Raw genomic sequence first — 23080 nt, 5'->3', positions numbered from 1 at the left:
CTCTCCTGGCGCTCAGTGTGCGGGCTGGTCCGAAGAAGGTGAAGGAACAGAGGATTTCGAAGAGGCCGAGGGGCCGCGCCCGTGCCAGGACTCCCACAGCCCGGCGTACGCACCCCCCGCCGAGACGAGCTCGTCATGAGCTCCCTGCTCGGTGATGCGGCCGGCCTCCATCACGACGACACGGTCCGCGTCATGGGCGGTGTGCAGCCGGTGGGCGATGGCGATGACGGTGCGCCCGCGCAGCACGCCCGCGAGCGAACGCTCGAGGTCGCGGGCGGCCCGCGGGTCGAGCAGCGAGGTGGCCTCGTCGAGTACCAGGGTGTGCGGATCGGCCAGGACGAGCCGGGCCAGGGCCAGTTGCTGTGCCCGGCCGGGTGACACCGGGTTCTCGTCGGTGCCCAGCTCCGTGTCCAGACCGTTCGGGAGGGCCTGGACCCAGTCCTCGGCGGCCACGGCCGCCAGGGCCGCCGTCACCTGCTCGTCCGTGGCGTCCGGCGCGGCCAGTGCAACGTTCTCGCGCACGGTTCCGAGGAACACGTGGTGTTCCTGCGTGACCAGTGCGACGTGCCGGCGCAGTTCTTCCAACGGCAGTTCGTGGACCGGCACTCCGCCCAGCGTGACCGAACCGGTGCGCGGCTCGTTGATCCCCGCGAGGATACGGCCGAGGGTCGACTTCCCCGCCCCCGAAGGGCCGACGATGGCGATGCGCTCACCGGCTCCGACGCTGAGACTGACGTCCTCGATCACGTCGTGACCGGCTCGGTAGGCATAGGCGATGCCCTCCGCGGCCAGCAGGTCGCCTTCGGGCCGCCGACCGGAGTCGCTCTCCGGGCCGGCCCCGGCCTCGATGCCGATCAGGCGGGCCAGCGAGGCGTCGCCGACCTGCAACTCTTCGAGCCACCCGAGGAGTTCGTCCAGCGGGTCGATCACGGCCCGGGTGTAGAGGGTCGCGGCGGTCACCTCGCCGAGGCTCACCCAGCCCTCGATGTAGAAGAGGCCGCCGAACAGCAGCGTGGCGGCGACCGGCAGCACGTAGCCGAAGTCCATCAGCGGGAACCAGACGCTGCGCAGGAACAGCGTGCGCCGCTCCGCGCCGTTCGCCCGCTCGACGTCCTCGTCCGTGCGACGGATGCGCGAGCCGGAACGGTGCAGCGACTCCACGGTGCGGGCGCCGGTCACCGTCTCGGAGAGGCCCTGGGCGAGGTCGGAGTAGGTGGCCGCCTCGGCCAGGTAGGCCTCCCGCGCACGTGCCAGGTACCAGCGGGTCGAGAAGACGATGAGCGGGACGGCGATGAGGCACGGCAGGACCATGATCGGGCTGGTCACGACCAGCGCCACCAGGGTCAGTACCACAGAGAGGCTCGCCACCAGGATCGACGGCGCCCCCATGCGTACGGCGTTGGACAGCGCATCCACGTCGCGGGTGCTGCGGGTCAGCAGATCGCCGGCCCCGGCCTTCTCCACCGTGTGCAGGGGCAGGGTCAGGACCCGCCGTACGAACCCCTCGCGGATGTCGGCCAGGACCAGCTCACCGAGCCGGGCCCCCTGGAGGCGGGCGGTGCGGGTGAACACGCCCTGGAGCAGGAGGAGTCCGGCGATCACCAGTACGGTGATGTCCACCTGGTCGGTGGTGATGCCCTTCTCCACCTGCCCGACCAGACCGCCCAGCAGGGCGGGTACGACCAGACCGCAGACCGTGGCGAGGACGAACCAGAGCACGGTGCGGGTCAGCAGGCCGGTATGGCTGCGCACCAGGCCCCGTACGTGACGGCGGACCGTCGTCGCGTCGGCTACCGGAAGACTCACTGGGCACTCCTCTGAGGGCGGCTGTCGGAAGGACGGGGGACGGTGACGGTCACGTCTCCTCCCGCATGACGAGGGCGGCGTACTGGGACGCACCGGTGGCGAGTTCACGGTGTGTGCCGGTCGCGACGACCTTGCCGTCCTCCACGTAGGCGACCTCGTCGGCCTGGTCGAGCAACAGCGGGCTGTTGCTCACGACCACGGTCGTGAGCTCCGCTCTGGACCTGTGGAGCCGTTCGGCGATCACCGATTCGGTGTGCGCGTCCACGGCGCTGGTCGGATCCACCAGGACGAGGACCCGGGGCTGCGCTGCCAGCGCGCGCGCCAGCCGGAGCCGCTGCTGCTGGCCGCCCGAGAAGGCGGAGCCCCCTTCGGTGACGACGGAGGCCAGACCGTCCGGCAGGGCCTCGACGATGTCTTCCGCGTTGGCGTCGTGCAGGGCCTGGGCCCGCACCTGGTCCGAACGTCCGCCCAGATCCTCGGCCAGGACACCGGAGAAGAGGGTGTCGTCGTTGCGGGCCACCAGGACGAGGTCGCGCACCTGCTCCAGCGGGAGCGAGTCCAGTGGTACGTCGCCGATGGTCACCTGACCCGGGGCGTAGCGCCCGAGCCGCTCGGCGATCTCGGCGCCCTCCTCCGGAGTGGAGGCGGCGATCGCGGTCATCAGGCCCGGCCGGACCCGCAGTCCCGAGTCCGCGTCGTACAGGTCGGGCGCCTCGGAGAGGTCGGCCCGTGCGAGGTCGGCGCCGGCGTCGGGCTCGAGGGCCAGTACGCGCACGACGCGCTGCGCCGCCACATCGGCGCCGACGAACGACTGCACCGCCGAAGTCGCGGTGCGCATCGGCAGCATGAGGAACGCGGCGTATCCGTAGGCCGCGACGAGTTCACCGGCGGAGAGACTGCCACCGACGGCGAGGCGGGCACCGATCCAGACGACCGCCACCACGAAGATCCCGGGGAGCAGCACCTCGGCCGCGGGCAGCACCGATTCGACCTTCGCCACGTGGACGCCGGCCTCCCGCAGCCGCTGCGAGTCCTTGCGGTAGCGCTCGCCGAACGCGGCCTCGCCGCCGATGCCGCGCAGGACGCGCAGACCGGACACGATGTCGCCGGCCCGGTTCGTCAAGTCGCCCTCCAGGTCACGGTAGCTGCCGATCCGCTTGTGCAGCGGCCTGAGCAGCGGGCCCGTGCCCGCGAGCAGGACGGGGACGCCGATGAGGACGAGCAGGCCGAGGGTGACCGAGGTGGAGAGCAGCACCATGGCGACGAGCACGACGGTGACCGCGCTGCCGATGCCGCGGGCGAGGGCCCCGGGCAGGGCGCCGATGCGGGAGATGTCCGACGTGCCGATGGCCACGACCTCGCCGGTGGAGATCCGCTTGGACAGGGTCGCGCCCAGCCGTGCGGCCTGCGCGGCCACGAGGCGGAACGTCAGGTAGTTGGCCTTGAGCCGGCCGATCGTGTCACAGCGGTGGCGCAGCACGCTGCCGGCCGTGGTCACCAGGGCGAGCCCGACGATGACACCGGTCCAGACCAGCAGCTGGTGGGTGTCCTTCTCCGACATGGCGTCGATGGCCCGGCCGATGGCGAAGGGGGTCAGGCCCATGCTGGCCATCCACAGGCAGCCCCACAACACCCCGAGGAACAGTGTGCTCGACTGCCGGCCGATCAGCCATCGAAGATAGCTCCGGGGCGACCGGAGGTCCGGATCTCCCAGTTCGGGCAGCGGATTATTGCTTGGCAATGCGAATTCCTTCGGGATTGTCCCGTCCCGGATGGCCGGGGCGGTCGGGGGGCTGAGGGGTACTGAGCTGAGCGGTTCTGCCGCCGGGAGAGGCCCGGGAGCGTCCCCGGTCAGCCGTGCGGTGGCAGCAGACCGAGGACGAACGCCCTCAGCTCAGCGGTCACGCGGTGTGGATCGGCCTGGGGGTAGAAGTGGTCTCCGGCGAAGGTCCGGACCGTGCCGGCACCGGCGGACCAGGCAGGCCACTTGCGGATGTGGTCGTCCGTCACGCCTTCGTCGTCCTGCCCCCGCCATGCGCTGATCGGGCAGGGCAGGAGAGTGTCCTCGTCGGGTGGCGTGTAGGAGTCGCAGATCGCGCTGTCGCCGCGCAGGGGCCGAGCCACCGCCGCGGCCAGGCGGCTGTTGGCGCCCAGGGCCGCGGGCACGGCGCCTTCCGCGACCAGTTCGGCGACGAGCTGCTCGTCGGTCAGTCGATATGTGCCGGAGGGCTCACCCTGCTCGTCCGGGGCCCGGCAGGCCGAGGCGACGAATCCGCAGGGCCACCGGCCGTGCTCCCTGCCCAGGACGCGGGCGAGCTCGTACCCCACCAGTGCTCCCATGCTGTGGCCGAACACGACGTAGGGCAGGTCGAGGCGGGCGGCGAGGGCCGGCGCCAGCTCGTCGAGCACCTCCGCCATGCCGGTCGCGGGCTCCTCGCGCCACCGGTTCTCGCGGCCCGGCAGTTGTACGGCCAGCAGCGCGATGTCCGGGCCGAGCCGTTCCTGCCAGGTGCGGAACTGAAAGGCGCCGGAACCCGCGTGGGGCAGGCACACCAGTAGTGCCTTCGCCGTGCGCGGGGGGTCCCACTCCACGAGGGGCCCCGGCTTCACGGCCGCCCCCGCATGTCGTCGGCGGGCGCGCGGGTCGGGTCGGGCAGCATCGGTTCGGCAGTGGCCGGGCTAAGACGGGCACGTGAATATGGCGCTTCTGAATGGAGGCACACTGTTTCCCTCGTCAGTCGAAGGTGGCGTTCAGCGGTCGCGAACGGTCGTCATGTACTGCCCCTCGAGTGAGACTCGATTCGAAATGCACAGCCCCCTGCATCGTCGCCAATATTCCTATCACGGCATGGACTTGGAATGTCAACAGATAAGTAGCACCCCTCCCTGCAATCGTCTTCATGCCGAACAAGTGGGTGCTGTCGTCCGGCGGTTATGTCGGGTCGAGCCCCGTGATCGTGCGAGGTCAAGTGCCAGACAGTCGCATCATGGCAGCCTCTCCACGGGCTTCCCCACGCAACGATTTGTATCGCAAGCCGGTTGAGTCTGCCTTGAGCTCCGCTTCCGATCGGCTGGAATTGAAATGGAAGAGCCCTCATCAGCCCTGAAGCATCAGAAAGTTGTGCTGTACGTTGAGCCCCATCGGCCCGTGAATCACTGGCGAGGAATTCACGGGTAAGAGGTCAGTCGACCTGGAGCCTTGTCGGCGAGGGTGTTTCGACGTAACGAGGCGTACCTCTGGCCGGTCGGCGTGCAAGGAGACCCCAATGCCGCTGAGCAGGTGTCCAGAACCCCGCCCCTGACGGGGGTGTGGGATGAACGTGTGAAGGCTTCGTGGCGATACAGCGCAACGGGGCCGAGGGGGTGTGTGCATGGCGCAGGACAAGCGTGGCGTAGCCGTGGTCTCGGGCGCATCTTCGGGATTCGGCAGGAGAATTGCACAGGTGTTGTGCCGGCGGGGCTACTCCGTGGTGGCTCTGGCTCGTAGAGCGGACCGTCTGAAGATCTTGGCGGATGAGGACTCCACAGGAGCGATTCTGCCGGTGGTAGCCGATGTCCGTGACCGAGAAGGGCTGGCCCGGGCCCTCGACGAGCTGCCTCCGGAATTCCGTGACATCTCGGTGCTCGTCAACAACGCCGGTCTCGCGCGAGGGTTCGGCCCCCTTCAGTCGGGCAGTGACGATTCCTGGCGCGAAATGATCGACACGAATATCTCCGGTCTGCTGAACCTCAGCGGCCTGGTGCTTCCCCGGCTCGTCTCCCGCGGGTCCGGGCACGTGGTGAACATCGGCTCAGTCGCAGCGAGTTACCCGTACATGGGCGGGAACGTCTATGCCGCCACCAAGGCATTCGTCCACCAGCTGTCGCTGAACATGCGCGTCGACCTCCAGGGATCGGGCGTCAGGGTGAGCTGTGTGGCGCCGGGTATGGCGAAGACCGAGTTCGCCAAGGTCCGCTACGACGGGGACGAGGAGCGCGCCGACGCGCTCTACCAGGGAATCGAGCCGCTCACCGCCGACGACGTGGCCGAGGCGGTGGCCTGGTGTCTCTCGCAGCCCGCCCGCGTCAACGTCAACATGATCGAACTCATGCCGGTCGAGCAGCACTTCGGGCTCGGCTTTGCCGGTAGCCCGCCCGCCCCGCCGGGTGGTGCGGAGGATGAGTGAGTCCGTGCTGACCGCCTCCCGGCGTGTGACCGCGCCGGACGTGCTCGTCGCAAGGCCCGCGCACCCCGAGGACGCGGAGCAGATCGCTCTGCTCTCCGCCCCGTTCGTCGAGCAGGGCCTGCTGGTCGCCCGCCCGCTGGCCGAACTCGCCGAAATGTCACGGGACTTCGTGGTCGCCTGCGAAGTGGACCGACTGGTCGGCTGCGCGGGGGTGGCACCCTGCGGGGACAGCCTGGTCGTCTACAACCTGTGCATCGCGCTCGACTGGCAGGGCAGGGGAATCGGTCGGCATTTGGTCGGTGTCGCCGAGGCCATCGGCAGAGAGCGGGGTTGCAGCTCTCTGCTGGCCCTGACCCGGTACGGCGGGGAATGGTTCGGGAAGCTGGGGTTCTCGGAGGTCCCGGCGAGCGAGACCCGTGATGAATGGCGCGCTCTCTTCCGTCCGGGCCGAAGATCAAGCCTCTACCAGTTGAGACTCGCCTCCGAGCAGTCCGGAGACCGAAGCACGCCCATGTGCCGACTCAAGCAGACCAAGGAGTGACACAGTTGATAATCTGCGGGTTGAAACTCACGCATGACGGTGCCGTCGCCCTGCTCGACGACGACCGTCTCGTGTTCAGTGTTGAGATGGAGAAGCTGGGGAACGGTCTGCGCTACAGCACCGTTGCCGACTTCAGCCTGATCCCCGGAGTCCTCGCCGACTTCGGCTACAAGCCGGAGGACGTCGACGAGTGGGTCGTCGACGGCTGGGACGGAGACGTCTCCGGAACGGTTTCCCTCCTCGACCAGGGGACGCCCACAGAGATCGTGGTCGGTCCCTACCGGGAGTCGGCGGCATGCCCGGCGCTCGATTCGCCCAGTGTCTCGGGCACGTTCCCGATGGACGGCCGGACCTACCCGTACACCAGTTACCCGCACGCGGCGGGACACGTGGCGAGCGCCTACGCGTCCAGCCCCTTCGCCCAGCGCGACGAAGGCTCCTTCGTCCTGGTCTGGGACGGCGGACTCTTCCCCCGCCTCTACTGGGCGGACCCGCGCGGCGGCGTGGAGAACCTGGGCGAACTCTTCCCCCTCCTCGGCCATGCGTACGCCATCGCGGGACACCACTTCGGGCCCTTCCGCAAGACCGTCCAGTCACCCACCGTCGACGACCTCTCGATCGCCGGCAAGCTCATGGCGTACATCGCGCTGGGCCGGGTGGACGAGAGCGTCGTCACGGTTCTGCGGGAGGAGTTCCACCGGGTCTTCGAGAGCGATGAGCCGGCCGCCGTGGAGTACCGCGCGACGGTCGGCGGGTACGGCAGTCTCTTCGAGCGCTCCGTGCCTCCCGTGCACGAGTTCTTCTCCGCGGTCCGCGCCCGGGTGTCGGAGAACGGGATCAGCGACGAGGACGTCCTGGCGAGCGTGCACGCCTTCTTCGAGAGCCTCCTCGTCGAACGGATCACCGTCAAGGTCCGCGCCGCCAAGGGCGACGGTCCGTGGAACCTGTGCTTCGCCGGCGGCTGCGCGCTCAACATCAAGTGGAACAGTGCGCTGCGCGAGGCGCCGGACTTCCGTGACGTGTGGGTCCCGCCGTTCCCCAACGACTCGGGTTCCGCCATCGGAGCGGCCGTGCTGGGCCGGGCGCAGCGCGACGGTCTGGCACCGCTCGCGTGGAACCCCCGGCTGGGCCCGGCGCTGACGCCGTCACCCGAGCTGCCCGCCGGCTGGTCGGCGTCAGCGTGTGCTCCGGAGGAACTCGCCGCAATCCTCCACGAGTCCGGAGAGCCCGTGGTGGTCCTGCACGGACGGGCCGAACTCGGCCCTCGCGCGCTCGGCGGCCGCAGTATCCTGGCGGCTCCGGTCAGCGCGTCGATGAAGGACGAGCTGAACCGGGTGAAGGACCGCGAACCCTACCGGCCCGTCGCCCCCATCTGTCTCGAGGCCGATGCACCGGGGATCTTCGCCCCCGGCACGCCGGACCCGCACATGCTCTTCGACCACGAGGTACGGGCGGAATGGGTGGACCGGATCCCCGCGGTCATCCACCTGGACGGCACCGCGCGGCTCCAGACGGTCGGCCCGGCGGACGACGACCTGCTCTTCGCCGTACTGTCCGCCTATCGACGGCTCAGCGGCGTTCCTGTGCTGTGCAACACGAGCGCCAACCTCAACGGGCACGGCTTCTTCCCCGACGTGGCTTCCGCCGCCGAGTGGGGCAGGGTCGCCCGGATCTGGAGCGACGGGACGCTGTATCAGCGGACCGACGGCTGAGCCGAGGCGCGACGCAGGAGCAGGGTGACGAAGCCGAGCGTGCCCCGGTAGCCGTGGAGCCATGCCTCGCGGTGCCCTGCCGCGGCCTCGAGGGCCTGGCCGTGGTCCGGGTGCTCCGGATGGTCGAGGGCCCAGCGGGAGAGCGATCCGGTCCAGGACCACTCGTAGTCGTCCCACTCCTGGAGGGTGCTGACGTGCGCGTGGAGCGGCACCCAGCCGGCGGCCGTGATGCGGTCGACCGTCGTCGCGAGGTTGTCGTAGTCATCGACGGCGAAACCGGCGTCGAGGGTCTTGCGGTCGGGTTCGCGTTCCCAGAAGCACTCGCCGAGGAGAACGCTTCCGCCCGGGGCGAGGTGGCTGTCGGCGGCCTTCAGAGTGGGGAGGAGGCCGCCGAAGGCGTGCGTGGCACCGATGCTGAGAATCAGGCCGTATCGGTGCCGGGAACTGAACTCCGCGGCGTCCTGGGCGTGGAAGGCGATCCGGCCACCGAGCCCCGCTTCGTCGGCGGCGCGACCGGCGGCGGCGATGGCCCCTGCGTCGTTGTCCACACCGTCGGCACGGAGGTCCGGGCGGGCGGCTTGTGCGCGCATCAGCCATGTGCCCGATCCGCACCCTAGGTCGAGCAGCCGGGCGTCGGTGCTCGGCAGGGCCCGGGCGAGGAGCGTGTGCACGGAATCGTCGCTCAGCGGAGCGGCGATGGGGTGGTCGGTGTGGGCGAGGGAGCTGATCTGTCGGCGGTCCATGGCGGCACTCTGCCTCCCCACCCGCCCCACGGCCCGCGAAACGCCCCGATGTGTTCGACCGGGCAACCCGATCGTGTCGAGGGCGTCGGGGATGGGTGACGGCGCCCGGGCCGCCCCCGTTCCTGCGGCGGTGGCGGCCGGCTCCTCCTGCCGCGGGGGTTCCGCGGCAGGAGAAGCCGAAGGGCACCCGTCAGGTGCGGTACGCGTAATAGATCGCGTCCGGGTAGGACGCGATGATGCTCGCGAGCGACTTGCGGTACGTGTTGGTGGAGTGGTACGTGAGGTACGGCATTCCGGCGTTGCTGCGGTACGTCACCATCATGGAGTGGTCCTTGGACCCGTCCCTGTTGAAGTCCACCTGCACGATGTCACCGACGTCCGTCTGGTAGACGTCGGCCAGGTTGGCGGCCCGCTGGTTCGACAGCGTGAACCAGGCCCACTCGTTCGCGCCGACCCAGGAGTCGGTCTGGCGGGTGCCGTCGTACGACCAGTTCCGGTAGTCCGTCGTGGAGCCCGGAACGGTCTTCCAGCCACCCGCCTTGAGCGCCTGGCTGATGAAGTTGGTGCAGTCGCCCCCGGCTCCGGTGAACTTGCGGTACGCCGGGTTGTAGCTGCTCCAGTACTTCTCCGCGTACTTCGCCATGGCCGCGTAGTCGTACGCACCGCCGGTCTTCGCCTTGGGCTTCGCCGGGGCGGGGTACTTGGTGGACGCGGGCGTGCCGTTCGGATACTGGTTGCCGTCGTCCTTGGCGACGTTCGCCTTGGCCGCCACGGGCTCGTTGATCGCGACGGGGCCGTTGTCCTGGGACTTGATCGAGGTCAGCTCCCAGGCACCGCCCCGCTTGCTGGTGAGGGTCAGTTCGTAGCGCGTCTTGAAGCCGGTGGTGGCCGGCTCGTCTCCGCGCAGTTTCTTGTAGGTGAGCGTGGTGTCTTCGGTGACCTGGACGGTCGCCTTCCCGCCCGTGACCGTGGCGCGGTCCACGGCGACGTGGGTGTCGGCGCCCGTGTAGGCCTCGCCGAGCGCCGCCAGGCGCGTCTTGCGGGACTGCAGCGAGGAGATCGCCGCGTCCTCGTCCTTCTTCAGCTGCGCCGACATGCGCGTCTTCCCGGAGGCCGGGCCGGAGCCGCGGTGCCCCGGCTGGTCCTCGACCAGAGCCTGGGTGCGCTGGGAGAGCACGTCGTCGGCTATGCGGGCGAAGGCGTCGACGGTCGGGCGGTCGGCCGCTTCGGGCCCGGAACCCGCACTCGCGGAGTAGGCGAGCAGGGTCGCGGACGACAGGGTCACGGTCAAGGCCGCCCCGACGGCGAGCCTGAACCTTCTTGGTATCACTGCTTTTCCCCTTGTCACCCGGTCCACACGAACCGGGGGACGGAATCTTCGCACAACCAGGCGACTCTTACGGTGCGTTCCGCTTGGTCCACGGCCGCCCGACCGTAGTCGCCTCGCGCACGGGGCGGCCTGCCTCCGCTTTTCACCGGGTGCGGCCGCCGCGCGGCGGGGCCGGATGCCGCCACCACCGCGCCGGTCTCACAGCAAATGCATTTAGGGTATGCAGGAAAGCGCAGCAAGGGGGCATTCCCAGTGGGCAGGCAGGATACGTCCGCAAGAGGGCGATGGTGGGGCAAGCGGGCGGCTCCAGAAGGCAGCGACGGAGCTCCCTCGGGCCGCCGGGGGAAGTCCGGGGCGCGGCGTCGCCCCCGGGCCGGGGCCGGGCGGCTCGATGCCCTCGCACCGGCCGCCGCTGCGGCGCGCACACAGCTGCGGCGCCTGCGGCCCGCCTTCCCGAGGCCGGGCCGCAGCGACTGGCGCCGGTGGATACCCTCCTGGCGTCAGTGGCTGGGTGCCTGCCTGTACGTGTTCACGGGCGTGGCGGGTTTCATCACGTACGCCTACGCGACCACATCCATACCCGAAGATCTCAACTCATTTGCCACACAACAGGACAACGTCTACTACTGGGCCGACGGCACCACGATGGCCCGGGCGGGCTGGGTCAGCCGGCAGGAGATGCCGCTGGACAAGGTCCCTTCCAAGGTCCAGGGAGCCGTCCTGGCCGCCGAGAACGCGAGCTTCTACTCGGATCCCGGAGTCTCGCCGTCGGGCTTCCTGCGCGCCGTGCGCGCCGCGGTGACGGGGGGCGAGACCCAGGGCGGGTCCACCATCACGCAGCAGTACGTGAAGAACGCCTACCTGAACCAGGACCGCACCCTCTCGCGGAAGTTCACCGAGATCCTGCTCGCCGTGAAACTGGACAACCAGAGGGAAAAGAAGCAGATCCTCCAGGACTACCTCAACACCAGCTGGTTCGGGCGCGGCACCTACGGCATCCAGCGCGCGTCCCAGGCCTACTACGGCAAGGACGTCTCGCAGCTCAATGCCAGCGAGGGCGCCTTCCTGGCCTCCCTGCTCAAGGGCGCCGGACTGTACGACCCCGCCCTCGGCAAGGAGAACCACGAGCGGGCCGTCGAGCGGTGGTCGTGGATCCTGGACCGCATGGTCGAGACGGGCCAGCTCACGCGCGCGGAGCGCGCCACGTACACGGCGTTCCCCGAGCCCACGGGCGCCCCGTCGCCCGGCACCGCAGACGCGCAGACCGGCTACCTGGTCGAGCTGGCCAAGGCGTACGCGATCAAGGCCGGCCACATCCCGGACGCGGAGTTCGACCTCGGCGGCTACCAGATCTACACGACCTTCGACCGCACCCGCATGTCGGCCCTGACCACCGCCGTCCAGGAGACCCGGAAAGATTTCGACGCGGAGCGGCGGCCCGACACAGACAAGCACGCGAAGATCGGTGCGGCGAGCGTCGCCCCCGACGGCCGGCTGCTCGCCGTGTACGGCGGTCCCGACTACCTGAAGCAGGGCTTCAACGAGTCGAACGCGACGACGATACCGGCCGGTACGGCGTTCACGCCGATCGTCTACGCCGCCGCCCTCGACGAAGGGGTGCAGCGCACGCGCGGCAAGGCCCGTACGCCCGTCTCGCCCACCAGCACGTACGACGGCAACGACCAGGTCACCGTGCAGACGCCCGAGGGCCCGTACTGGGACCGCAGCGGCAAGGTGGTCAAGGGCCGCAACGACGGCGGCCGAAACTGGGGCCAGGTGACCCTGCACCAAGCCGTCGCCAACTCCGTGAACACGCCCATGCTCCAGCTCGGACTCGACGTGGGCCTCGACGGGGTGCAGTCGTTCGCCCAGCGCGCGGGCCTGCTCGGATCGAGCCTCGGGCCGCGGATCCCCACGTTCGCGCTCGGGGAGAACTCGACGCCCAGCGCGATCCGCATGGCCGGCGCCTACGAGACCTTCGCCGCCGACGGCATGCACACCGACCCCTACTCGGTGCGCTCGGTCACCCGTAACGGCACCGCGGTGCCGCTCGTCACTCCGAAGCCGGCCCGGGCCGTGACGGCCAAGACCGCCCGCGAGGTGACGGACGCCCTGCGGGACGCCGTCACCACGGGATCGGCGAAGACGGCGGGCAAGGCGCACGCCGGGGCGGCGGGCAAGACCGGAACGACGGCCGCGAACACGGCGGGCTGGTTCGTGGCCAGCACCGAGCAGGAGTCCACGGCCGTGGTGGTCTACCGGATGTCGCTGACCGACCTGGTTCCGCTGCCGCTGACGGGGCTGGGCGGCGACGCCCCGGACACGCCCGGCAGCGAGCGGGCGGTGCGCCTGTGGGCCGACTACATCAAAGCGGTGAAGTAGGCCGGGCGGCGCGCGCCGCCCGGCGCCCCGTCGCCCGGCGACCGGCTACTTGATCAGTGAAGTCCAGTCGGGTGCCTGCGCGGGGTCGAGATTGCGCAGCTGGGCCAGGACCTTCGGGTCCTGAGCGTCGAGCCAGTCCGCCAGCTCCCGGAACGACACGCAGCGGACGTCCTGGCGCGGGCAGACGTCCTTGATCACGTCCTCGACGGCTTTCATGTAGATGCCGCCGTTCCAGTCCTCGAAGTGGTTGCCGATGAACATGGGCGCCCGGCTGCCGTTGTAGACACGGTTGAAACCGTTCAGATACGAGCTCTGGGTCTGTGCCTGCCACGCCGCGAACTTCGCCGGGTCGCCCTGTGTGGCGTCGCCCGACTGGTTGAAGAGGAAGTTGAAGTCCATGGAGAGGACCTGCTTCTCTTTGCCCTGAAGTGGCACGAGCTGGAGGGGAAAGTTCCATATGTCGTTCTGCTTGGACGGCCACACCTGGAAGTCTCCCAAGGAGCTCGCGTCATAGCGCCAGCCGTACGGCTTGACCGCGGTCAGGAGGTTCTTCTGCCCCTCCAGGCAGGGCGCCCGGCCTCCGACCACTTCCCGGTCCGGGTCGAAGGGCAGCGGAGCTTCCTTGGTGAAACCGGTGTTGGTCTTCCAGTTCTTCACGAACGAATACGTCTGGTCGATCTCGCTCTTCCATTCGGTGGGGCTCCAGTCCCCGCCGCCCTTGGGCCCGCAGAAGTGCCCGTTGAAGTGCGAACCGATCTCGTCGCCGTCGCCCCAGGCGCCGCGCAGCTGCGCGAGCGTGTCCCTCACGTGCGGGACGGTCGGGTACGAGATGGCGGCCGAACCCTGGCTGTGCTGCGGCGGCCGGTAGAGCATCTTCTTGTTCTCCGGCAGCAGGTAGATGCCCGTGAGGAAGAAGGTCATGTGGGCCTTGTTCTCGCGGGCCACCTCGCGGAAGTGGGAGAAGAGGTGGTCGTCGCCCTCCAGCGCGCCGTCCCAGGAGAACACCACGAACTGCGGCGGCTTCTCCCCGGGCTTCAGCCGCTCGGGCTTGAGCTGTCCCTGCTGTGGCCCGGTGTAGGAGGTGGAGCCGTCTCCCAGCACCTTGACCTTGCCGTCCCAGGCCTCCTCGGAGCCCTTCGCCTTGGCGGCCCCTTCGGCCGCACCGCCCGGGGTCCCGAGCTTCGCATCGCCTTGGGCGGCCCCCGAGGGACCACTCCACGTGAAGGCGAACGCGGCGGTGGCGGCCCCGGCCAGGGCGACCACGGCGATGCCTATGCCCAGGCGCCTGCGGTTCTGCGCCTTCCTCCGTACCTTGCGGGTGCTCCGGGACTCTGCCCGGGTACCCGGAACGGTGTCGGTATCGGCCATCGCAGTCGTCCCCCTGAGATCACCGCAGCCGGGCCGCGCGTGCATGGTTCGTACGAATATAGAACTTGTCGGCACTCATCCCACACCCCGGACTCCTCAATCCGTCGCTTCACAGCCAACTCACAGCCCGCACCGGTAGCCTGCGCCCCGGGGGGACGGCGCCGGGCGGGCCGGTCGGGCGCGATTCTTCGCCATTCTTTGATGGGACGGTCTGCGGGGCTCGCTGCCCCGCAGACCGTCACGGTCCGTGAGTGGAACGTCAGCGCATCTGCTGAACGAGCCGGTCGTCCCAGTCGGGGGTGGCGGAGGCGGTGAGCGCCGCCACGAGCCGCGCCCGGTTCTCCTCCCCGTCCCGGCCGGCCGGACCGGGTCCCCGTGGTGCCGGTGCGGTGGTCCCGGCGATCGCCGCCGCGGCGGCCGCGGCGTTGCGGGCGTAGTCGGCGGGCAGGGGAAAGCGTTCGTGCGCCCATCGTGCGAGCCGGTCGGGGATGGCCGGATCCAGGCCGGACAGCCATGCGTCCCCGGCGGAGCCGCCGGCCCGCTCTCACCGAGCGGCAGGGCGGGGCGCGACGACACCACTCGTCACGCCCCGCCCGTTCCTCGGCAGCCGGGGCACCCTCGGCCCGGGCGGCGAACCGGGGCCCCTCAGCCCCGGTCGTACGTGTGGAACCCACGGCCCGTCTTGCGGCCGAGGAGTCCTGCCTGGACCATCCGTTGGAGGAGCGGCGGCGGGGCGTAAAGGGGTTCCTTGAATTCCCCGTAGAGGGATTCCGCGATGGCGGCGACGGTGTCGAGGCCGATGAGGTCGGCGAGCTTCAGGGGTCCCATGGGGTGGGCGCAGCCGAGCACCATGCCGGCGTCGATGTCGGTGGCCGTGGCGAACCCGGACTCGGCCATCCGGACCGCCGCCAGCACATAGGGGATGAGCAGGGCGTTGACGACGAACCCGGACCGGTCCTGGGAGCGGACGGCGGTCTTGCCGAGCGTGTCGCGAACGAAGCGCTCCGCCGCTTCGGCGGTGTCCGCAGTGGTGTGGAGCGAGGAGACGATCTCGACCAGGGGCAGGACCGGTACTGGGTTGAAGAAGTGCAGCCCCACGACCCGATCGGCGCGGCGCGTGGCCATGCCCAGGCGCATGATCGGGATGGCGGAGGTGTTGGAGGCGAGGATCGCCTCCGGATCCTCCACGATCTTGTCGAGAGCGGTGAAGATCCCGGTCTTCACGTCGGCATCCTCGACGGCGGCCTCGATGACCAGCCGGCGGTCGGCGAGATCGTCGAGGTCCCCGGTGAACAGGAGGCGGGCCAGCGCGTCCTCGGCGGAGATCCGGTCGAGTTTGCCGCGCTGGACGGCTCGTTCCAGGGAGACGGCGACCCGCTCGCGGGCGGCGCGGGCGGCAGTGGCGCCGGCTTCGCAGACGACGGTGTCGAGGCCGGCGCGGACACAGACCTCGGCGATGCCGGCGCCCATCTGTCCGCCGCCGACGATGCCGATGCGGCGGATCGGGGTGCTCATGAGCGGGCGCCTCCGTACGGCGGACGAGGTGACGGGAGTAGGCGTCGGGGGTGAAGAAGCCGGGCAGCTCGCGGGCCCAGCGGTGTGCCCGAGGCCAGGTGGGTGGAACGGCGTTGCCGCTCCTTGAAGAGCTTGAGGCGTCGCTGAGCGAAGGCGGCGTCGAGGCGGCCGATGAAGTCCAGGGCCGCGTGGGTGAGGATCTCCTCGTGGCGCTCGCCCGGCGTTCCGTGGACCTGGACGCGGTGGGTCAGTGCGTGGGTGGACATGGCGGGTCTCCTCCAGGGAGGCGGAGGGCCGGACGGGCCGGTGCGTCCGGCCCTCCGGAACACGGGCCGACAGGACGGGATGGCCGACTGGCGCTGCTCGCCCCTAGGCCGTCTGGAACTGCTCCTCCTCCGTGGAGCCGGCGAGCGCGGTGGTGGACGAGGCCGGGTTGACGGCGGTGGAGACCAGGTCGAAGTAGCCGGTGCCGACCTCGCGCTGGTGCCTGATGGCGGTGAACCCGTGCTCCTGGGCGGCGAATTCGCGTTCCTGGAGGTCGACGTAGGCGGTCATGCCGTGCTCGGCGTAGCCGCGGGCGAGGTCGAACATGCCGTGGTTGAGGGAGTGGAAGCCGGCCAGGGTGATGAACTGGAAGCGGTAGCCCATCGAGCCCAGCTCCCGCTGGAACTTGGCGATCTGGTCGTCGTCCAGGGCGGCCTTCCAGTTGAAGGAGGGCGAGCAGTTGTAGGCGAGCAGCTGGTCCGGGTACCGGGCGTGGACGGCCTCGGCGAACTCGCGGGCCTGGGCGAGGTCCGGGGTGCCGGTCTCCACCCAGATGAGGTCGGCGTACGGGGCGTAGGCCAGGCCGCGGGCGATCACCGGGGCCATGCCGTTCCGTACACGGTAGAAGCCCTCGGCGGTGCGCTCGCCGGTGGTGAACCGGGCGTCGCGCTCGTCGACGTCGCTGGTCAGCAGGTTCGCGGCGAGGGCGTCCGTACGGGCGATGATCAGGGTCGGGGTGTCGGCGATGTCGGCCGCCAGGCGGGCCGCGTTGAGCGTGCGGATGTGCTGGGAGGTGGGGACGAGCACCTTGCCGCCGAGGTGGCCGCACTTCTTCTCGGAGGCGAGCTGGTCCTCGTAGTGGATGCCGGCCGCGCCGGCCGCGATCATGGCCTTGGTGAGCTCGAAGGCGTTCAGAGGTCCGCCGAAGCCGGCCTCGGCGTCGGCGACGATCGGCGCCAGCCAGTCGGTGGTGTCGGAGCCGCCCTCGGCGGTGGCGATCTGGTCGGCGCGCAGCAGCGCGTTGTTGATCCGGCGGACCACCTGGGGAACGGAGTTGACGGGGTAGAGGCTCTGGTCGGGGTAGGTGTGGCCGGCCTGGTTGGCGTCGGCGGCGACCTGCCAGCCCGAGAGGTAGATGGCCTGGAGTCCGGCGCGCACCTGCTGCACGGCCTGGCCGCCGGTGAGGGCGCCGAGCGCGTGGATGTAGTCCTGCTCGTGGAGCCGGCGCCACAGCCGCTCGGCGCCCCGCCGGGCCAGGGTGTGCTCCTCCCGGACGCTTCCGGAGAGCCGGACCACGTCCTCGGCCGTGTAGGTGCGCTCGATGCCCGCCCACCGCGGGTCGTCGGCCCACCGCTGCGCCAGCTGCTCGGCCGCCGCCGTCGTGTTCGTGTCTGCCATGACCGTCACCGTCTCCATGATTCGATCGAGCCGTGCCTGTACGTCAAAGGTGCAAAGACTTGGCACTGTGTGCCGTGCAATGGATCAGGGCCTGCATCGCGCCCGGTGATTCCACGGCGACCACCCAGTTCGGTGGGCCGCAGGACGACTCTCCCAATGACACCAGGTGCCATCAAGGAGGGACGTCTGCCAAGTTCTGCGCATCTTTTCGCGAGGAATTACCAACTCTGCAAAGGCCGGCCGACGGGGATTCCCGACTAGGCTGACGCGGGACGCGAGGGGGCACGGTGAGCAAGACGTATGCGGGTGCGCGGCTGCGGCGGCTGCGCGAGGAGCGGCGGATGAGCCAGGCCGATCTGGCCCGGGTGCTCGCGATCTCGCCCAGCTACCTGAACCAGATGGAGCACGACTCCCGCCCGCTGACCGTGCCCGTGCTGCTGCGGCTGACCGAGGCCTTCGGCGTCGACCCGGGCTTCTTCTCGGAGCGCGACACGAGCCGGCTGGTCGCGGACCTGCGCGAGGCGCTGGCCGGGGAGGTCGCCGAGGCCCGGGTGTCCGCCTCCGACCTCGCCGAGCTGGCCTCCCGGATGCCGGCCGTCGCCCGGGTGCTGCTGGACCTCGGTCGCCGTGGGCAGCGGCTGGCCGAGGGCCTGGCCGGCGTCGCGGACGGCCGGGACGGGGACACCGGCGGCCCCCTCTCCCCGCACGAGGAGATCCGCGAGTTCTTCTACCGCCGGCAGAACTACCTCCACGACACCGACCTCGCCGCCGAGGAACTGGCCCGCGGCATCGGGATCCGGCCCGGCGAGGTCGTCCGCGCCCTCTCCGCCCGGCTGGCGGACCGGCACGGCGTACGGGTCGTCGGCGACTCGCCGGCCTGCTCCGAACGGCTGCACCACTACGCGGAATCCGGACGCGTGCTCCACCTCTCCGCCCGGCTGCGGCCGGGCCAGCAGGCGTTCCGGATGGCCACGCAACTGGCCCTGCTGGAGTACGGGGACGAGCTGGACCGGCTCGCCTCGGAGGACTTCCCGGCCGGTTCCACCCCGCACGGCCTGGCCCGGATCGGCATCGCGAACTACTTCGCCGCCGCGCTGATCCTCCCGTACCGCGCCTTCCACACGACCGCCGAGGGATTCCGCTATGACATCGAGCGGCTCACCGACCACTTCGGCATCGGCTATGAGACGGTCTGCCACCGCCTGAGCACCCTCCAACGCCCCAGGCTGCGCGGGGTTCCCTTCTCCTTCGTCCGCGTCGACCGGGCGGGCAATATGTCCAAGCGGCAGTCCGCCACCGGATTCCACTTCTCCCGCGCGGGCGGCACCTGCCCGCTGTGGAACGTGTACGAGGCCTTCGCCGCGCCCGGCCGCATCCACGTCCAGGTCGCCGCGATGCCGGACGGGCAGCGCTATCTGTGGACGGCCCGCGCCATCACGCGGCACCGGGGCGGCTGGGGCGAACCCGGCAAGACCTTCGCCATCGGGCTCGGCTGCGAGATCCGGCACGCATCACGGCTCGTCTACTCCGACGGACTCGACCTGGACAACACCGCCGCCGACACGCCCATCGGCATGGGCTGCCGGATCTGCGAACGCCTCGACTGCCCGCAGCGCGCCGTCCCACCGCTCGGGCGCCCGCTGGTCGTCGACGAGAACACCAGCACCTTCGTCCCCTACCAGGTCGCCGACCGCGCGGAGTAGGGCCGGGCCGAAGGATCCGAGGGGCGGCCTCCGGGGCGGCCGAGGGTGCAGGGCGTACCTGACTTGCACGAAGCCGGAAATGATGTGGAATGTTCTGGAACTCGAGCCGCGCGGCCGGGTGTGCCGGCCTGTCGTCATGACACGAGGTGGGTTCTGATGCCCCGCAGCACCCCCGATGACGCCGAGCGGCGAGGCCGACGACCGATCGGTACCTGGCCGGCCGTGGGAGTCACGGTGGCCGTCCTCGTCGCCGCCAACCTGGCCCTGCACTACTGGACGGGCCTGCCCGGCCTGGTGACGGCCATCGTGGTCAGCGGTGTGCTGCTCGGCGTGCTGTGGTGGGCCGGCGGTACCCGGGCGGACGCGGGCCTGGCGCCCGGCACGCTGGCCCGCGGTGCCCGTTGGGCGCTGGCCCTGATCGGACTGGTCGGCGTCGTCTACCTGGCCGGGGCCCTGCTGCCGGCCACCAGGACGCTGTTCGAGGACCGGCGGTACGGCGGGATGGACGGGAGCGAGGTCATGCTGCGCGTCCTCGTGCTGGTCCCCGTCGGCACGGTCCTGGTGGAGGAGACCGCCTTTCGCGGCGTGCTCTACGGTCTGGTGCGCCGCGACCGCGGGGCGGTATGGGCGACCGCCGTGTCGAGCCTGCTGTTCGGCCTGTGGCACGTGCTGCCGTCGCTGCACCTGGCGACCGAGAAGCCGGCCCTGACCACGGTCTTCGGCCGCTCCGGGCCCGGGGCCGCCCTGGCGGTTCTGGGAGCCGTGCTGTTCACGGCGGCAGCCGGCGTCCTGTTCTGCGAACTGCGTCGCCGCAGCGGCAGTCTGCTGGCTCCCATGGGCCTGCACTGGGCGCTCAACGCGTTCGGCTACCTCGTCGGGTACCTGCTGCGCTGACCGCGCGCCGGCGCGGGCCCTGCGGCGGTGGGCTCAGCTCGGCGGCGAGACGATCTCCTGCAGCCGGTCCAGGTCCTGCGCGGTGAATGCGGTGGGCCGCATGACGGCGTTCCAGGCGTCGACGTACGCGGCCTTGTACGTGTGGCCGTGGCCGTCCGGTACGCCCGTGGAGAACGGCAGGTCGGCGGTGACCTGCCAGAAGGTCACGAACGGGATCCAGAACATCGAGCCGAGCACGTCCGAGCCGGGCCGCTCGCCGATCCAGTCGGGTTCGGAGAGGGCCAGCTCGGGGCTCCACCAGACGATCGGATCGGACGGGTGCATGAGGTACAGCACCCGCGTACCGTCCCACGGCCGGTCCGCCGGAGGCATCCCGGCGGCCGGGTCGTCGGTGAACCGGACGGTCCGCCCCTCCCGGTAGACGGGCTGGATCTCGGGAGTTCCCGCGTCGCGGTGGTCGCTGAACTCGCGGAAGAGGGTGTTGAAGTTGGGCGGGCCGGCGAACAGGGTGCCGGCGGTGCGGTTGCGCAGGTCGTACTCCCCGCTGAAGGCCGTCTCACCGCCGAACGACCCCAGGCTCTCGCCTGCCACGAACAGGCGCGGACGCTGGTCGTGGGGCAGCTTGGACCAGGTGTCGTAGACCGCGTCGAAGAGTTCGCGGCCGGCCTCGCGCGCCTTCGACTGATCGACCAGGTACGACAGCCACGACGGCAGGTACGAGTACTGCATCGCCACGGTGGCCGAGTCGCCGTTGCCGAGGTACTCGAACGAGTCCACGGCGGCGGGATCCACCCAGCCGCTGCCCGTCGTGGTCATCACGAGCAGGTTCTGGCGTCTGAAGCCGCCCGCCCGTTCGAGGTCCGCGACGGCTCGGGCCGCCCGGGTCTCCGCGTTGTCGGCGGTCGCCAGCCCGGCGTAGGACCGGATGGGCTCCTGCGCCGTACGGTGGGTGAACGCGCCGATGTCCGCGGCGGACGGTCCGCTGCCGGTGAACGCCCGGCCCTGGTAGCCCAGCGAGTCCCACGGCACCAGGGAGCCCGGCCCGCCCGAGCGCAGGACCGACGTGGGCTGGTGCACGCCTTCCGGCGTCTGCGTGTCACGTACCGAGAACGCCTCGTTGGCCACGTTGACGAAGCCGCCCAGCAGCAGCCCGGTGAACGCGGCCCACGCCAGACCCGCCACCAGGAGCCAGCCGACCACCCGCGCCGCCCGCACGCCGATCCAGCGCCGGAGCAGACGGGCGGCCCAGCGGTACAGGCGCCGGATCCCCCGCCCGGCCAGCAGCAGGAGCAGGAAGACGACAGCGGCGACGAACGGGCAGGCGACAGCGGTCAGGGCGTTGTCATCGGTGACCCCCATGAGCCGGCGGATCTCGTGCTGCCAGTACTGCCCGAGCCCGAACGAGACACCGAAGAGCACGACCGCGCTGACGAGCAGGACGAGCCATGACCTGCGCGAGGGGCTGCGCGGATCCCGGTCGGCGAAAGCGCGCCACACGGAGGCCAGGACCACGCCGAGCCCGTACCCGATGGCGGCGCTGATGCCGCAGATCAGTCCTTGGAGTACCCCGCCGCGGGGAAGCAGCGACGGGGTGAAGGACAGGCATGCCAGGACGAGCGCTCCCCAGCAGCCGGGCAGCGTGAGGTGGGGCAGGGGCAGCCGGCGGTGCCTGCGCGGTGCCGGCCCTTCCGAAGGAGGCACCGGCGGGAGAGAGGTCATGGCTTTCCTCCGGGGGCCATGGTCCCAGGGTCCGGCAGGTCGTGCCATCCGGAACGGGTGGCCGCGGTTGACGTGCCGCCCAAGAGCGGTGTTCGTAGCCTGAAGTGGGTGCCCGACTGTCCGGCAGCCGGTGAAGCGGCGGGAGGTTGTCCCATGAGAAGGCGCTGGGCTGCGCGTCTGTCACTGGCCGCAGGCGTGGCGGCGCCTGTGGTGCTGTTGGTTTTCGGCGGCCTCGCAAGCCTCGTGCTCATGGCGGTGGGGTGGGCGGGGCTGGCGCTCACGGCGGCAGGTGTGTGGTGGATGCTCACCCACACCGGCCGGATCAGGGTGCTGGCCGGACTGCTGGTGGTCGCCGTGCCGCTCGCCGTCCTGGTCCTGTACGCGACGGCCGGGCTGCTGTGGGACGTGCTGCTCTCGCTCGGCCTGTGGGCACTGGCCGTTTCCGCAGGCAGGGCCGCACTGGTCGAAGACCCCTCGCCGGCCGTGCCGGAGCGCCCTGCCCAGCGGGCCGAGCGGCCGTTCCTGATCATGAATCCGCGCTCGGGCGGCGGGAAGGTCGGCAAGTTCCGGCTGGCGGAGCGGGCCAGGGCCCTGGGTGCCGAGGTCGTCGTGCTGGACCCGGCCCGGCCGCAGGACGTGGCCGAGCTGGCGTGCCGGGCCGTCCGCGGCGGGGCCGACCTGCTCGGCGTCGCGGGCGGTGACGGCACGCAGGCCCTGGTCGCGGGGGTGGCCGTGGAGCACGGCCTTCCCTTCATGGTGATCAGCGCCGGAACCCGCAACCACTTCGCCTTGGACCTGGGCCTGGACCGGAAGGATCCCGCCACGTGCCTGGAGGCGCTGACCGACGGCGTCGAACTGCGCGTCGACCTCGGCTACATCCGGGCGGGAGGGCCTGCGGAGCGGAGCGCGGAGCGCGTCTTCGTCAACAGCGCCTCGTTCGGCGTGTACGCGGAGGTCGTGCAGAGTCCCGCCTACCGCGACGACAAGGTCCGCACCATTCTGGAGATGCTGCCGGATCTGCTGGCCCACGACAGCGGTGCGCGGCTGAGCGTCCGCGCCGGTGCGTCGGCCCTGGACGGTCCCCAGGCCGTGCTGGTGAGCAACAACCCCTATCAGCGGGGCGACTCGGCGGGGCTCGGGCGCCGGGAGCGGCTGGACTCCGGCGAGCTGGGGGTGCTGAGCATCGAGGTCGCGAACGCCGCCGAAGCGGCGGAGCTCCTGCTGCACGGCGGGCAGGGCCGCGGGCTGACCGCCGTCACCGCCCGCGAGGTCGTCGTCGACGCCGCTGCTCCCGTCATCCCGGTCGGTGTCGACGGCGAGGCCCTGATGCTGTCCACGCCGGTCCGCTGTCGTCTCGCGTCCGGCGCCCTGCGCGTGCGCGTGCCCCGGCACCGGCCCGGCGTACCGCGCGGCACGCCGCCGATGGACTGGCGCCGGGTGCGGCAACTGGCGCTGACCATGGGGCGGGCCGCGGCAGGACACGGAGCCGCGTGAGCCCCGAGCCCCGAGCCCCGAGCAGCGGCCGGTGCCGGCGCCAGC

At 70.7% G+C, this 23080-nt stretch carries 16 protein-coding genes and 1 pseudogene; 7 read left to right on the top strand and 10 right to left on the bottom strand.

Annotation, left to right across the window (positions count from 1 at the left end):
- Window positions 1-12: 12 nt before the first annotated feature.
- The 3 genes from AB0I68_RS12925 to AB0I68_RS12915 form a co-directional block, all read right to left on the bottom strand.
- Window positions 13-1806, bottom strand: coding sequence for an ABC transporter ATP-binding protein (locus tag AB0I68_RS12925; protein ID WP_363177288.1), 1794 nt, complete (start codon window positions 1804-1806; stop codon window positions 13-15).
- A gap of 49 nt (window positions 1807-1855) precedes the next feature.
- Window positions 1856-3547 (bottom strand): ABC transporter ATP-binding protein, encoded by a 1692-nt coding sequence (locus AB0I68_RS12920; protein WP_363177287.1) that lies wholly within the window; start codon window positions 3545-3547, stop codon window positions 1856-1858.
- Between the two features lie 110 nt (window positions 3548-3657).
- Window positions 3658-4398: an alpha/beta fold hydrolase gene (locus AB0I68_RS12915; RefSeq protein ID WP_363177286.1), complete on the bottom strand. Its 741-nt coding sequence runs from the start codon at window positions 4396-4398 to the stop codon at window positions 3658-3660.
- A gap of 779 nt (window positions 4399-5177) precedes the next feature.
- On the opposite strand from AB0I68_RS12915, the gene AB0I68_RS12910 reads away from it, so the two are divergent.
- The 3 genes from AB0I68_RS12910 to AB0I68_RS12900 are packed head-to-tail and all read left to right on the top strand — an operon-like array spanning window position 5178 to window position 8225.
- Window positions 5178-5972 (top strand): SDR family NAD(P)-dependent oxidoreductase, encoded by a 795-nt coding sequence (locus AB0I68_RS12910; RefSeq protein WP_363177285.1) that lies wholly within the window; start codon window positions 5178-5180, stop codon window positions 5970-5972.
- Window positions 5965-6513, top strand: coding sequence for a GNAT family N-acetyltransferase (locus AB0I68_RS12905; protein ID WP_363177284.1), 549 nt, complete (start codon window positions 5965-5967; stop codon window positions 6511-6513). Before AB0I68_RS12910 ends, AB0I68_RS12905 begins: the two co-directional genes overlap by 8 nt.
- A 20-nt stretch (window positions 6514-6533) precedes the next feature.
- Window positions 6534-8225 (top strand): carbamoyltransferase N-terminal domain-containing protein, encoded by a 1692-nt coding sequence (locus AB0I68_RS12900; RefSeq protein WP_363177283.1) that lies wholly within the window; start codon window positions 6534-6536, stop codon window positions 8223-8225.
- On the opposite strand, the gene AB0I68_RS12895 is transcribed toward AB0I68_RS12900, so the two are convergent.
- Both AB0I68_RS12895 and AB0I68_RS12890 read right to left on the bottom strand, forming a co-directional pair.
- On the bottom strand, window positions 8207-8968 hold the full coding sequence (locus AB0I68_RS12895) for a methyltransferase domain-containing protein (protein ID WP_363177282.1): 762 nt from the start codon (window positions 8966-8968) through the stop codon (window positions 8207-8209). The two genes, AB0I68_RS12900 and AB0I68_RS12895, sit on opposite strands and share 19 nt — an antisense overlap.
- A 190-nt stretch (window positions 8969-9158) precedes the next feature.
- A complete protein-coding gene (locus AB0I68_RS12890) occupies window positions 9159-10253 on the bottom strand; it encodes an amidase domain-containing protein (RefSeq protein ID WP_363177281.1) in 1095 nt (364 codons plus the stop codon).
- 252 nt (window positions 10254-10505) lie between these two features.
- On the opposite strand from AB0I68_RS12890, the gene AB0I68_RS12885 reads away from it, so the two are divergent.
- Window positions 10506-12680 (top strand): transglycosylase domain-containing protein, encoded by a 2175-nt coding sequence (locus AB0I68_RS12885; RefSeq protein ID WP_363177280.1) that lies wholly within the window; start codon window positions 10506-10508, stop codon window positions 12678-12680.
- Window positions 12681-12725: 45 nt separating this feature from the next.
- Here AB0I68_RS12885 and AB0I68_RS12880 read toward each other — a convergent pair whose 3' ends face one another.
- The 4 genes and pseudogenes from AB0I68_RS12880 to aceA all read right to left on the bottom strand — a co-directional run bounded on the left by AB0I68_RS12880 (window position 12726) and on the right by aceA (window position 17225).
- Window positions 12726-14048 (bottom strand): hypothetical protein, encoded by a 1323-nt coding sequence (locus AB0I68_RS12880; protein ID WP_363177279.1) that lies wholly within the window; start codon window positions 14046-14048, stop codon window positions 12726-12728.
- A gap of 645 nt (window positions 14049-14693) precedes the next feature.
- A complete protein-coding gene (locus AB0I68_RS12875; protein ID WP_363177278.1) occupies window positions 14694-15563 on the bottom strand; it encodes a 3-hydroxybutyryl-CoA dehydrogenase in 870 nt (289 codons plus the stop codon).
- 77 nt (window positions 15564-15640) lie between these two features.
- Window positions 15641-15829, bottom strand: a pseudogene (locus AB0I68_RS12870) (malate synthase A); the annotation flags it as partial.
- 103 nt (window positions 15830-15932) lie between these two features.
- Window positions 15933-17225 (bottom strand): isocitrate lyase, encoded by a 1293-nt coding sequence (gene aceA / locus AB0I68_RS12865; protein ID WP_363177277.1) that lies wholly within the window; start codon window positions 17223-17225, stop codon window positions 15933-15935.
- A 287-nt stretch (window positions 17226-17512) separates the two neighbouring features.
- On the opposite strand from aceA, the gene AB0I68_RS12860 reads away from it, so the two are divergent.
- Entirely contained in the window at window positions 17513-18928 is a 1416-nt protein-coding gene (locus AB0I68_RS12860; protein WP_363177276.1) for a short-chain fatty acyl-CoA regulator family protein, read from the top strand.
- A gap of 156 nt (window positions 18929-19084) precedes the next feature.
- Entirely contained in the window at window positions 19085-19822 is a 738-nt protein-coding gene (locus AB0I68_RS12855) for a type II CAAX endopeptidase family protein (protein WP_363177275.1), read from the top strand.
- A 33-nt stretch (window positions 19823-19855) separates the two neighbouring features.
- Here the strand turns inward: AB0I68_RS12855 and AB0I68_RS12850 are convergent, their stop codons facing one another.
- Entirely contained in the window at window positions 19856-21541 is a 1686-nt protein-coding gene (locus AB0I68_RS12850) for an alpha/beta-hydrolase family protein (protein ID WP_363177274.1), read from the bottom strand.
- 153 nt (window positions 21542-21694) lie between these two features.
- Between AB0I68_RS12850 and AB0I68_RS12845 the strand changes: the two genes are divergently transcribed.
- The gene (locus AB0I68_RS12845; protein WP_363177273.1) at window positions 21695-23035 is read left to right on the top strand and encodes a diacylglycerol kinase family protein; all 1341 of its coding nucleotides are present in this window, start codon (window positions 21695-21697) and stop codon (window positions 23033-23035) included.
- The last annotated feature ends 45 nt before the right edge of the window (window positions 23036-23080 follow it).

This window comes from Streptomyces sp. NPDC050448 (assembly GCF_040655295.1).
In the GTDB taxonomy this organism is placed as follows: domain Bacteria; phylum Actinomycetota; class Actinomycetes; order Streptomycetales; family Streptomycetaceae; genus Streptomyces.
This window is presented reverse-complemented; position numbering and strand designations above follow the sequence as displayed.

Coding starts and splice junctions, on each gene's coding strand:
- AB0I68_RS12910 (WP_363177285.1), top strand. CDS start 5,178: ATGGCGCAGGACAAGCGTGGCGTAGCCGTGGTCTCGGGCGCATCTTCG.
- AB0I68_RS12905 (WP_363177284.1), top strand. CDS start 5,965: ATGAGTGAGTCCGTGCTGACCGCCTCCCGGCGTGTGACCGCGCCGGAC.
- AB0I68_RS12895 (WP_363177282.1), bottom strand. CDS start 8,968: ATGGACCGCCGACAGATCAGCTCCCTCGCCCACACCGACCACCCCATC.
- AB0I68_RS12885 (WP_363177280.1), top strand. CDS start 10,506: ATGCATTTAGGGTATGCAGGAAAGCGCAGCAAGGGGGCATTCCCAGTG.
- AB0I68_RS12880 (WP_363177279.1), bottom strand. CDS start 14,048: ATGGCCGATACCGACACCGTTCCGGGTACCCGGGCAGAGTCCCGGAGC.
- AB0I68_RS12875 (WP_363177278.1), bottom strand. CDS start 15,563: ATGAGCACCCCGATCCGCCGCATCGGCATCGTCGGCGGCGGACAGATG.
- aceA (WP_363177277.1), bottom strand. CDS start 17,225: ATGGCAGACACGAACACGACGGCGGCGGCCGAGCAGCTGGCGCAGCGG.
- AB0I68_RS12855 (WP_363177275.1), top strand. CDS start 19,085: ATGCCCCGCAGCACCCCCGATGACGCCGAGCGGCGAGGCCGACGACCG.
- AB0I68_RS12850 (WP_363177274.1), bottom strand. CDS start 21,541: ATGACCTCTCTCCCGCCGGTGCCTCCTTCGGAAGGGCCGGCACCGCGC.
- AB0I68_RS12845 (WP_363177273.1), top strand. CDS start 21,695: ATGAGAAGGCGCTGGGCTGCGCGTCTGTCACTGGCCGCAGGCGTGGCG.